The sequence below is a fragment of the Nitrosomonas sp. Nm51 genome, assembly GCF_900111165.1.
In the GTDB taxonomy this organism is placed as follows: domain Bacteria; phylum Pseudomonadota; class Gammaproteobacteria; order Burkholderiales; family Nitrosomonadaceae; genus Nitrosomonas.
On record NZ_FOGH01000016.1, the window covers coordinates 21,265 to 33,849 of the forward strand.

Genomic DNA, 12,585 nt, shown 5'->3' on the forward strand with positions numbered 1-12,585 from the left:
TTTGAATGTGATTAAATAGATAGGGACATGGTAGCTAATATCATATCGATAGAGCACTGGCAGTGCCTTAAAGAAATATCCTATCGCAGAAGTTTATTTTTTGGCAACAATGCCCAAACGTTCTTTTAACGTCGGCGCAGTTTGATCATGTTCAAGTACGTTTGAATAATAAACGGAATTTTTAAGCACTTTTTTTACATAATCTCTTGTTTCGCTGAATGGAATGGTTTCTGCATAGACCGCGCCCTCAAGGCTTTTATCAGCATCGCGCCAGCGTCTCGCACGGCCCGGGCCGGCGTTGTAAGCTGCTGAAGCCAGTAAAGACTGATTGTCCAGCGTTGTAAAAACATGCTTTAAATAATACGTGCCGAGTCGCAGGTTAATATCGATATGCGTGATCAGATTTTGTTGAAAATTGGCTATACCCAGTTGCCTGGCAACCCATTTTGCTGTGTCAGGCATTAACTGCATCAGTCCCATGGCTCCCGCACTGGATCTGACTTCTGTTAGAAATCGGCTTTCCTGTCGAATAAGGCCATAAACCCAGGCCTCATCGAGTTCCAGTTCTTTTACAACAAGGCGTAACGCTTCGCGGTGCGGCGTTGGGAAGCGTAGCCTGAAGTCATGCTGATCGACCGTTTTACTAGCGGTGTTGATCGCGCGGTCATAATGACCGTGGCGTCTGGCAACTTCCGCGGCAGCAAGCAATTGCCGGTCATTAAAATCTTGAATAGTCCACACCCATTCCCAGTATGCTTCCGTGCGTAGATTCATGCGGTAAAATGCCAGTGTGCGTTGTATACCAGGTGCTTCTTCCATGGCTATCACTTCTGTTTCGCTGACCGGAATTGATTCCTGCGGTGTGCTGAGTACAGTACCCAACTCTTCTTTAGCGAGTTGGCCGTAATAATGATGTTGATTGCTGAGCGGAATTAATAAGGCGTTTGCTTCGGACAGTTTGCCTTTGGCCTTGAGCGCCCTTGCTTTCCAGTATTGCCATGTACTGTTTGATTGCTCAGTATCAGACATACGGCTGATGCCGTCCAGCGCACTGTTCCAGTTTTCGGCGCGCAAAGCTGCTCGAACCTGCCATGCCAGTAACGTATCGGTCATGGGATAGGAATCTTTCGATTGATGGGCGGCACGAAACCAATCCAGCGCGCGCGTATCGTGGCGCATTGCAGCCCGATAACCCAGTCTGCCAAGAAAATAGGACTGATCGGAATCCGTCAGCTTTTCCTTGATTTCCAACCATTTTATCAAGGCGGGATTGGTATCGTTGCTTAACAGGCGCAATAGTGCGAACAATACAATTTCACGGTCTGCGCGCGTTCTGATTTTGTCTTGCCGTGTTTTGAGGTAGCGCAGCGGGTTTTGCGCGGCTGCGTTTAGTTCATCGACATTGAGCGCTTCACTTGCAGGTATGCGGCGGTTGATATAACGCGCCATGCCGGTTTGTCCTGCTTCCAGCGCCAACCGGATGCGCGCCCACCTGTCATTTACAGTGATGATGTTTTTTGAAATCAGTGCATTAAAGACGGGTGTACAGCTGTCCGGCATGCTGTTGGCTGTAAACCACAGGGCACGCGCGCTATTGATTGCTTCCTGATTTTGTTTTTCAATTCGGTGTTGATAGGCGAAACAGAGCAATTCGGTATTTTTATTCACCAGCTTTTCAAATTCGTGTTCAAAAAGCTGCCATTGCTGATTTTGAGCCAGCAATTTTAACCAGTCAGCGCGCAGCCTGTCGGCAATCAGGCTGTTTTTATGACGTGCTAAAAAGGCTTCAATCGTCGCAATGTCGGCGGATTTTAGGTGCATACGTAGTAAGTAGTACTCTACATAAGGTGCCAACACATGATGCTGCAAATGCTGGGCATAGTCGGCAACGCGAGCCGCTTTTCCTTCTCGAAATGCTTTTCGTGCGGTCAGAAAATCGTCATCGAGTTGTGACTGGCTTGCAACCAGGGCGCCAGCATAAGTTACAAAAATTAGACTAATCAATATGTTGTATACGGCAAGGCGATACAAGCTAAGCATAAATTTTGAGAAACTAATCCATAAAACGTCATAAAAGCGCGTAACCGAGGCGCGACATAATTGTATAGATTGTATCGGCACTATCGTGTCAAAATGCAACTGCCGCAGCAAAATTATCATGCTGCGGCAGTTCGGAAATGCTATCACAGATGCATTTTATACGCTGAAATCAGGCATAGAAAATCAAGTCACACCCTGTCCAAGCATGGCATCGGCAACTTTTACAAAACCGGCGATATTCGCTCCGTCGACATAATTTACGCTGCCATCGGGTTTGGTACCATATTGCAGGCAGGATTTATGAATTGCCTGCATGATTTCCAGTAAACGTGCGTCAACTTCGTCATGTGTCCATGCGAGCCGCATGGCGTGCTGACTCATTTCCAAACCTGAGGTGGCAACACCGCCGGCATTACTGGCTTTGCCCGGTGCATACAGTACGTGATTTTGCTCAAAGCATTCGACAGCATCGGCTGTCGACGGCATATTTGCGCCTTCGGCAACACATATAACGCCATTTTGAACCAGTGTCCTGGCATCTTCACCACTAATTTCATTTTGCGTCGCACAAGGTAAGGCAACATCGACAGGCACATGCCAGGGTTTTGTATTTGGAAGAAAAGTTGCATTAACACGCTTGGCGTATTCGTCGACGCGTGCATACAAATGGTTTTTGACGTCAGATAAGACGGACAGCTTTTCTGTTGTAAAGCCAGCCTCATCAACAACTGTGCCGCTCGAGTCGGATATGGTGACAACTTTTGCACCTAGTGTCAAGGCCTTCTCGATTGCATACTGCGCGACATTGCCTGAGCCTGAAATGGAGACGCGCATGCCGTCAAATGAACGGCCCGCATGTTTGAGTACTTCATTGGCAAAATAAACAGTGCCGTAACCAGTTGCTTCCGGGCGAACCAGTGAGCCGCCGAAACTAAGGCCTTTGCCGGTAAAAATACAGTCGGACCGGTTGGCCAGTTTTTTGACCATGCCAGCCATATAACCGACTTCACGTCCGCCAACGCCGATATCGCCTGCCGGGACATCGGTGTCCGAACCAACATGACGGAACAGCTCGCTGGCATAAGCCTGGCAGAACCGCATGATTTCACCCGGGCTTTTTCCTTTGGGATCAAAATCCGATCCGCCTTTGCCGCCCCCCATTGGCAATGTGGTTAAAGCATTTTTAAACGTTTGTTCAAAGGCCAGAAATTTTAGAATTGATAAATTGACTGATGGATGAAACCGAGTGCCGCCTTTATATGGGCCAATAGCTGAGCTGTGTTGGATGCGATAACCGCGATTGACTTTGACTTCACCATGGTCGTCGACCCATGCTACGCGAAAAATAATGGCGCGTTCGGGTTCGACGAGGCGGTCCAGTACACCATGCTCAGCGTAACGTCGATGCTCACTAATAAATGGCCATAAGCTTTCCATGACCTCCTGCACGGCCTGTATGAATTCCGGCTGAACAGGATTGCGTCCTGCGACATAGTCACAGAATTCCTGAAAACTTTTATATTTCATCTTTTTATTCCCCGGTATAAGAAAGGTTATTTGTGAATGCCTAATTCTGCCAAATAAACTTGCAAACTGCATAGTATTTTTTTAAAAAAGGCGGGAAATCACGGCTTTTTTAAATTTTGTTTATAAAAGGCGGGCGATATGGTAGAAAATATTGCAGTTAACTTGGAATCAATGTGATGAAAAAACTATCCAGAAGAAATTTGATGCAATTAGGGATGGTGGGCACAGTAACAGCTTTGTTCAAAGCGAGCGAGAGTTGGGGTGAGATGATTGCAGTGCCGACACCTAAAGAAGTTGAAGGGCCGTTTTATCCAGCTGTCGACCAAATAGATAAAGACGCGGACCTGACGCGAGTCGGGGGCCGAAATGGCCGGGCAAAGGGTCAGCAGATTATTATTCGGGGTTCGGTTAAAAATATCGGGGGGCAGCCTGTTGAAAACGCGATTATTGATATCTGGCAGGCAAATGCCGCAGGTCGCTATAATCACCCTCGGGATTCTAATCCTGCGCCAGAAGATTCTTACTTTCAAGGATGGGCCATTATCCGTAGTGACGCAAGCGGCCTGTATCGATTCAGAACAGTCAAGCCGGGGGCTTATCCTGCAACTAAATCATGGACACGTCCGCCGCATATTCATTTTAAGATTTCCAGACAAGGCTTTCCGCAACTGATCACGCAAATGTATTTTCCTAATGAATCGCTGAACGCAATCGACTTACTTTACAGAAACAAAACCGGAGCCGAGCAAACCCTGATGACTGCACGCCAAACCGGGGAATATGAAGGTATGTTGATATATACATACAATATCGTTTTAGGTAAAAGCTGACAGTTCCATTGAGTCACCTCTGCGTTATTGCTATTGCATTACGAAACAAATTTAAAACGCGAATTTTATATAGCCCGCTTTTTGTTAGGCGCAGACACAGTAAACGCGCCTTGTTTACGCGGATCGGTTGCCAGCCGCTCAAAATTCGTCTCAGATAATTGTGTTACCTGTTTTTTTGTATCAATTTACGGACCGCTTCGAAAACGATTTGTAGCAGCCTGCTAAATTGCAGCGTAAAATCATTTATCGGCTGATATCATTTTATTAAATGAAACTTGATTCGATCAATTTTAAAGCTATCCCAGCACAGCCTGATTTTCTGGCCAGAATTATTCAAATTGACGCTAATTCTGAACATTGCTTTCAGGAGATGGACAGTTTGTTACGTTCCGATCAAGGGGTAGTATCTCTGATACTGCGCGTGGCAAATTCAGCAATGTATAGCCGTGGCAAGCAGATTAAAACAATACCGCACGCAATTAATTTGCTGGGTATCAATGTGATTCGATCTTTGGCTGTTTTGTCAGTCTCTCGCTCAATTTTTACACAAAATAAGAATATGCTGATAAAACAGCATGTTTGGCAGCATTCTTTATTGACGGCACTGGCGTGCCAACAGATTTGTGCTGAAAAAGGCGCGAACAAGCTTAGTGAAGAAGCATTTGTTGCCGGATTGCTGCATGATATCGGGAAAGTGCTGCTATTTTATAATTATCCTGATGAATATATTCAGACACTGGATTATGCATTAGAAACACCTTGCTCATGTGCTGAAGCGGAGAGAAAAATTCTGGGTATTGATCACTATGAAGTAGGAAAAGAGGCGGTTGGGCAATGGCGGCTGCCGACTTACTTTGATTTGTATATAGCAACCGATCTAGACCTGTTAACGTGCGATGCGGCACAAAACAAAGTGATGCAGATTCTTGCTATTGCAAATAATTTGATCAAATACGCGGGATTTGGTGCAAATTCATCGGATTTGCATATGCGTAAGGAAAAATTGATGAATCTCGGTGCCAGTGATAGTCTTAGTGATTATTTGCTGGAAGAATCATTTATACAGCAGTTGATGCAAAACGAAATTTATCTGCTGTGCGTATGAAAGAATAATCGGCACAGGCGCAATTCACATTATTCATGTATGCCCATGGCTGCAACAACTGAAACCCGCTCTTCTCAAGATATCATCATTACATCGCTGGAGAAAAATGTTTGGGATGAAATGCGAACATATCTCGTCAACACGCTAGACCGTCTCGAATTAGGGCAATTGAATGAACCCACTTTTTTTTTGCTGCATCAACTGGTTGTAAACATGGTCAATGTGTTGCATTACCATGTGTTCAAGCAAATCGTACAAACAGACTTTGGCTTAAATGACAGTAATAACGAAACTGATTTGAATGTATTGTTCAATAGCGAGCTGGCCGATCATGGTGATAAAAATATCGCTAAATTCTGTGAACTGAATGAACAGTATATCGCGCTGACTTTTTACGACGCCGGAGATACCATTGTTTTGATCACTGCGCCGAAATTTTGCCAGGAGGCTGTGCGATTAAGTCACAAAATGATTCAAACCTTAGGGTACGAACTTCAAATACTTGAGCCGGCTCGTCCAGAAAAATTTTATACCGCAAGGCTTGTAAAACATCAGGCACACCGCCATCCTGCGGTACAACCCGGATTAATCACGCAGCAGAACGAACGCAGCAGCCTGGAGCAGATTTTTTCTCAGCTTACATATGGCATAGTCTGTTTTACCGGTATCGGCGGTATCCAGGCTGTTTCACCGTCCATATTGGCGCTTCTGGGTCTGGAAGTAAACAAGGCCGCTTATGAACTGTTTGCCCGATCCATTTCCATACATTTTTATAACGATGTGATATGGGGTATGGCACTAGAACCACCCAACGGTAAATTTGAGAATTACCGGGTGCGTGTTAAAACAAATAAATATACTGAAGAATCGACATTATTCAATGTCAGTGGTTTTCGTGATGGCAGTGCTTTTATCCATACGCTCTGGCAGAAAATATCGTTGGACGGCGGTAATACGAGCAGGCTTTCAGAAGGTGACTTGCTAAATGAAGCGAAGGTGCATAACATTACCCGTAACTATGTGCCGCAATTGGTTGAAAAAAAAGCCAGGGAAGTTGTCAGGCTGGGCGGTAACCTGTTGAAAAATGAAGAATGCTATATCGCTGTTTTGTTTTGTGACATTGTCGGCTTCACCAGATATGTCGAGCAGAATGAAAACGAAGAATCAATCATACACATATTAAATTCAGTGTTGCGCAGAATCTCGCTCTCGGTAAAAAAGCATGGCGGATTTATTGATAAATTCATGGGTGATTGCATTATGGTGTTATTTCGCAATCCGCTCGATGCGGTGATTGCTGCACTAGAAATGCAGAAACACTCCCATGACATTAATTTACTACGTGAGCGGGCGGAATTGGGCAAGCTTCAATTGCGTATCGGTATACACTGGGGAAAGGTTGTCATCGGCAACGTCGGCACGCCTGAGCGGCTTGATTGGACGACTATAGGCGATGTTGTGAATACTGCTTCACGCATAGAAAAAAACTGTCAACCCAATGGCGTGCTTATCAGTGGAAAAATGCGCGAGGCAATTGAGTTTACGGAAGAAATGCGTTTTAAGTGTGGTGATACATTTTATATCAACGCACAGGGTAAAAAAGACAAGCTGGCTGTCTGTTATGCATATTCAAGTGATTAACATAAATTGGCAATGCCAGCTGTGTCCATGAATAAAATTGTATCGCTGTAAGCGAAGTTTTATATCGTAATGTCGGCGCGCGAGCACGCTAGATTCGTGTTGATAGCGTCAGCGCTAACATAATAAATCATGATTTTCCATCATCAAGATTAAAAGCCACAGTATTAAATCCGGCATCTACATACGTAATTTCGCCGGTAATCCCGCTTGCCAGATCGCTGCAAAGAAAAGCAGCCACGTTGCCGACTTCCCCAATAGTAACATTACGTCGCAGCGGCGAGATTTTTTCGGTATAGCCGAGTAGTTTCCCAAAATTACCTATTCCGGCGGCTGCTAACGTTTTGATAGGTCCGGCAGAGATAGCGTTTACCCGGATTCCTCTGGGTCCCAGACTCGACGCCATAAAGCGAACATTTGCTTCGAGGCTGGCTTTTGCCAGTCCCATAACATTATAATTCGGCATAACCCGTACCGCGCCCAAATAACTGAGTGTCAATAGTGCAGCATTTCTGTTTTGCATCAGTGGTAGCCCGGCTTTTGCCAACGCCGAAAAACTGTATGCGCTGATATCGTGCGCAATACGGAAAGCTTCTCGATTCACGCTTTCCAGATAATCACCTGTTAATGCTTCACGGGGTGCAAAAGCGATGGAATGAACAATGCAATCCAAACCATCCCAATGATGATGCAGGTCTTCAAAGCATTGTGTAATTTCTTCATCGTTGGTGACGTCGCATGGAAATAATAAATCACTGCCCATATCGCCTGCCATTTTCTCAATCCTGCCACGGATAGTTTCATTTTGGTATGTAAAAGCAAGTGATGCGCCCTCACGATGCATCGCTTTAGCGATACCATAGGCGATTGATCGATTACTGAGTAATCCGGTAATAAGAACGCGTTTATTGGTGAGAAATCCCATAAAATTTCCTTGTAAATTTTTTTGTAATCGTGAATTATTATAGCCGATGCTAGTGTCTAGTACGCTATCCATATGATATTGCCAGGCACAGCGTTACCGTGGTGTTATGCAGCAAGGCACAGCACGCTGGAAAGGGTTGTTTCATTTTCAAGTACTGTAACACGGTTGCAGGACACCACGGTAACGCCCAGTGGGTGAGCTTGTCGGCATCCATGGACTGCGTTGTGTCTTTTGGTAATAGAACGGCTATTTCCTGCAAGACACGCCTTGCCATGTACGCTGACAAGCGCACTGAACCTGGCAATATCATATGGATAGTGTACTAGTAGAATGAAAACAGCAAATTGGGAGACTGTAGATTTTTACGGATTGGTTTTTTCTATGGAATTAGTTGACCGCGGGGTTTGCAGTGTTTTCAGATTTTTTTGCTAGACTCTCTAGAACAACATAAACAAGGGTAAAACGCAGACATGTATTGCATTGATAATGAAACTGTTTAGAAATCGGACAAGAACTGTATTTGTTTTGATGGTGGCAGGTGTTGTCGCCACTTTATTAGCTGCATGTGATCAGATGCTCTGGAACAATCCCTATCCGGCACATGATGAGGGTAAGAATATTCTTTACAATGTATTTACCGAGCGCCCTAAGCACCTTGATCCTGTTCAATCATACAGTGCAAATGAAATACAATTTACCGCGCAGATTTATCAACCGCCTTTGCAATATCATTATTTGAAACGGCCGTTTACATTAATACCTTATACTGCGGTTGCAATGCCGATTGTGACTTATTACGATTATGATGGTTATCCGTTGCCAGATGATACCGAAGTCGACGAAATTGCCTATACTCAATACGAAATATCCATCAAACCAGCTATTTTTTATCAACCGCATCCGGCGTTTGCAAAAAATGATCGAAATGAATTCTTGTTCCATCAATTGGATGATGATGCGCTTGCGTCCGTTTATCAATTGTCCGATTTTCCTGAGACTGATACCCGCGAACTGACGGCACACGACTATGTTTACCAGATAAAGAGATTGGCGCACCCTGGGTTGCACTCACCTATTTATGGGTTAATGGCTGATTATATTGTCGGACTGCGTGATTTTGCCGGTGTGTTGAGAGATGCGCTAAATGGCGAAAGGGGGAGTGCCGCTTTTCTGGATCTTAATGCTTATCCTTTGGAAGGCGTGGAAGTTGTGGATGATTATACATATCGGATAAAAATAAACAAAAAATACCCACAGTTCATTTACTGGTTGGCCATGCCTTTTTTTGCGCCGATTCCGTGGGAAGCCGATAAGTTTTATTCTCAAAAAGGTCTGATTGAAAAAAATATTTCGTTGGATTGGTATCCGGTCGGAACAGGCCCCTATATGCTAACGGAAAATAATCCAAATTTACGTATGGTGCTTGAAAAAAATCCCAATTTTTATGGCGAGTTTTATCCTGATGAGGGCATGCCCGAAGATTATATAAGTGGATTACTTGCTGATGCCGGCAAACCCATACCGTTTATCGACAAAATTGTCTATTCGCGTGAGCGTGAAGGTATTCCCCGCTGGAACAAATTTTTACAGGGTTATTATGATTCCTCGGGCATTGGGTCAGACAGCTTTGATCAAGCGGTTCAATTGGTTGGGCAAGGAGAGGCCACAGTAACCGAAGCGATGACTAAACAGGGAATAAGGCTTGAGACAACTGTGGCGGTTTCCACATTTTATATCGGATTTAATATGCTCGATTCGGTTGTGGGAGGCGGTGTAACCGACGAATCGCGTAACGCGGCGCGCAAACTCCGGCAGGCGATATCGATAGCGGTTGATTACGAAGAATTTATTTCAATTTTCGCCAATGGACGCGGGTTACCGGCGCACGGTCCGATTGCTCCAGGCGTGCCGGGACATCGATATGGCGAGGCGGGCATGAATTCAGTGGTTTATGATTGGGTAAACGGCGCTCCGCAGCGTAAATCGATACAAGTAGCACGGTATCTGCTTGCTGAGGCTGGCTATCCGAATGGAATTGACCGCAAAACCGGGGCTCCGCTTGTTTTGTATTTTGATGTAACCGCCCGTAGTACAGAGGATCGTTCAATGCTCGACTGGATGCGTAAGCAGTTTCAGAAGTTGAACATTCAGCTGGTCGTTCGAAGCACGGATTATAACCGTTTTCAGGATAAAATTCGAAAAGGTAACGCGCAGATTTTCGAATGGGGATGGCATGCCGATTACCCTGATCCTGAGAATTTTCTTTTTTTGCTGTATGGTCCCCAGAGAAAAGCGGGCAATACGAGCGGAAGTGCTTCAAATAATGCGGCCAACTATAATAATCCGGAATACAATCATCTGTTTGAACAAATGAAGGATATGGACAACGGTCCTGCCCGCCAGGCTATTATCGACCAAATGGTTGATGTCCTGCGGTATGACGCGCCTTGGCTATGGGGTTATCACCCGAAAGAATACGGTCTTTATCACGAATGGTATAAAAATATCAAACCGAACAGGATTTCAAACAATAATGTGAAATATTTCCAAATTGATGCAGGTTTAAGAGAACAAAAACGCCGGGAATGGAATAAACCTGTGCTGTGGCCTGTCGGGCTTGGCGTCATCATCGTGATGATAAGTTTATTTCCGGCTATCGCCACCTATCGTCGCTATGAGGGAAGTAAGGGGATTCAACGTTTACAACAAGGATCCAGCTAGTGCTCTATCAATATGATATAGCCTGGTACAGCGTTACCGTGGCGCTATGCAACAAGGCCCGGCACGCAGGAAAGGGTTGCTCCCTTTTCAAGTACTGTAACGCAGTTGCAGAACACCACGGTAACGCTCTGTGGTTGAGCTTGTCAGTGTCCATGGTCTGCGTTGCGCCTTTTGACAATAGAATAACTATTGCCTGCAAGGCACGCCTTGCCATGTACACTGGCAAGCTCGCTGAACCCGGCAGTATCATATTGATAGAGCACTAGGCTGTATTTATGTTGAGTTACATCATCCGCCGTGTTTTGTACGCGATACCAATTTTGATCGGGGTGAATCTCTTAACATTTGCCTTATTCTTTGTGGTGAATACGCCGGATGACATGGCGCGCATGCATCTTGGAATCAAATATGTAACGCCGGAAGCGATTGAAAAATGGAAAATAGAACGCGGCTATGACCAGCCCTTGTTGTTTAATGAAAACCGGGATGGTCTCGATAAATTTACGCAGACGATTTTTTTTGAAAAATCGATTGCGATGTTTGCATTTGATTTTGGTCGTTCGGACGAAGGGCGCGATATTGGATATGAGATCAAGTCACGCATGCTGCCAAGTTTTGCAATAGCATTGCCGGTATTTGTTTTGGGGTTGATTTCTTACATAACTTTTGCGCTGATCATGGTTTTTTTTCGGACAACATATATAGATTTTTGGGGCGTCGTGTTGTGTGTGGCTTTAATGTCAATTTCCAGTCTTTTTTACATTATTGCCGGACAATTTTTAATCAGTAAATTATGGCATCTGGTGCCAATTTCTGGATTCAGCACCGGGTTAGATGCTGCCAAGTTTTTGATTTTGCCGGTGATCATCGGTGTTGTCAGTAGTGCCGGCGCAAACACACGGTGGTATCGTACGATTTTTCTTGAAGAAATGGGCAAAGAGTATGTTCGTACCGCCCGGGCGAAAGGGTTATCAGAACATCTGGTTTTATTTAAGCATGTGCTTAAAAATGCATTGATACCGATATTAACAGGTGCTGTCGTTCTTGTGCCGCTACTGTTTTTGGGTAGCCTGATTGTGGAGTCTTTTTTCGGAATACCCGGGCTAGGAAGCTATACAATTGATGCCATCAACTCGCAAGATTTTGCAATTGTCAGAGCTATGGTTTTTTTGGGATCGGTGCTTTATATTATAGGCCTAATCTTGACCGATATTTCATATACACTTGTTGATCCCAGGATACGCTTAAACTAATACTCTATCCTATACGCTATCGCCGGGCTCAGTGCGCTTGTCAGCGTACATGGCATGTGCTTGCAGGCAATAAATAGTCGTTTTATTGTCAAAAGACACAACGCAGACCATGGATGCTGACAAGCCCGCCCACGGGGCGTTACCGTGGTGTTCTGCAACTGCGTTACAGTACTTGAAAAGGGAACAACCCTTTCCGGCGTGCTGTATGACTCCTCCCTTTCTGCAAGCAAAATTTGCGATGGTTTTAAGGTGCAACTGCTTTTGTATATCCGGCTGCTCATTGGATAGCCATCAGTTCATTTTGCCACGCAATCACAAGTGACTTTTCCTCTCTACTAAACAAAGTTTGCCGTCTTTGCATTGATAACGCTTCACTCTCTATGCCGCCTTCCGCTAAGATTAGCCACGACTCAATATCGCCCAGGCAATAGGGACATTCTTGCTAGCCAATGCTATCGTTGCAATATTCCTGTTGCGTCGGGCAGCCAGGATTTTTACCCAGCAGCTACGACCGTCTTCTTTATTTTAGGCCATTATCTGAAGGCG

Annotated in this window: 8 protein-coding genes and 1 pseudogene; 5 read left to right on the forward strand and 4 right to left on the reverse strand. The window is 44.9% G+C overall.

Annotation, left to right across the window (positions count from 1 at the left end):
• Positions 1-93: 93 nt before the first annotated feature.
• A complete protein-coding gene (locus BMY60_RS07380; protein ID WP_256250749.1) occupies positions 94-2,004 on the reverse strand; it encodes a lytic transglycosylase domain-containing protein in 1,911 nt (636 codons plus the stop codon).
• Between the two features lie 219 nt (positions 2,005-2,223).
• The gene (gdhA, locus tag BMY60_RS07385) at positions 2,224-3,567 is read right to left on the reverse strand and encodes an NADP-specific glutamate dehydrogenase (protein WP_090332619.1); all 1,344 of its coding nucleotides are present in this window, start codon (positions 3,565-3,567) and stop codon (positions 2,224-2,226) included.
• Positions 3,568-3,743: 176 nt separating this feature from the next.
• On the opposite strand from gdhA, the gene BMY60_RS07390 reads away from it, so the two are divergent.
• From BMY60_RS07390 to BMY60_RS07400, 3 genes are all read left to right on the forward strand, one after another.
• On the forward strand, positions 3,744-4,397 hold the full coding sequence (locus tag BMY60_RS07390; RefSeq protein WP_090332572.1) for a dioxygenase family protein: 654 nt from the start codon (positions 3,744-3,746) through the stop codon (positions 4,395-4,397).
• Positions 4,398-4,665: 268 nt separating this feature from the next.
• A complete protein-coding gene (locus tag BMY60_RS07395; RefSeq protein WP_090332573.1) occupies positions 4,666-5,502 on the forward strand; it encodes an HDOD domain-containing protein in 837 nt (278 codons plus the stop codon).
• A gap of 45 nt (positions 5,503-5,547) precedes the next feature.
• Positions 5,548-7,143 (forward strand): adenylate/guanylate cyclase domain-containing protein, encoded by a 1,596-nt coding sequence (locus BMY60_RS07400; protein WP_177166625.1) that lies wholly within the window; start codon positions 5,548-5,550, stop codon positions 7,141-7,143.
• Positions 7,144-7,270: 127 nt separating this feature from the next.
• Here BMY60_RS07400 and BMY60_RS07405 read toward each other — a convergent pair whose 3' ends face one another.
• Entirely contained in the window at positions 7,271-8,065 is a 795-nt protein-coding gene (locus BMY60_RS07405) for an enoyl-ACP reductase FabI (protein WP_090332576.1), read from the reverse strand.
• A 528-nt stretch (positions 8,066-8,593) separates the two neighbouring features.
• Between BMY60_RS07405 and BMY60_RS07410 the strand changes: the two genes are divergently transcribed.
• Together BMY60_RS07410 and BMY60_RS07420 are read left to right on the forward strand one after the other, a co-directional pair.
• Positions 8,594-10,786 carry an ABC transporter substrate-binding protein gene (locus BMY60_RS07410; RefSeq protein WP_256250750.1) on the forward strand — a complete coding sequence of 731 codons (2,193 nt, stop codon included), beginning with the start codon at positions 8,594-8,596 and terminating at the stop codon, positions 10,784-10,786.
• A gap of 275 nt (positions 10,787-11,061) precedes the next feature.
• Positions 11,062-12,039, forward strand: a complete 978-nt coding sequence (locus BMY60_RS07420; RefSeq protein WP_090332581.1) for an ABC transporter permease — start codon at positions 11,062-11,064, stop codon at positions 12,037-12,039.
• Positions 12,040-12,438: 399 nt separating this feature from the next.
• Here the strand turns inward: BMY60_RS07420 and BMY60_RS16225 are convergent.
• A pseudogene (locus BMY60_RS16225) lies at positions 12,439-12,564 on the reverse strand (IS110 family transposase); the annotation flags it as partial.
• Positions 12,565-12,585: the final 21 nt, after the last annotated feature.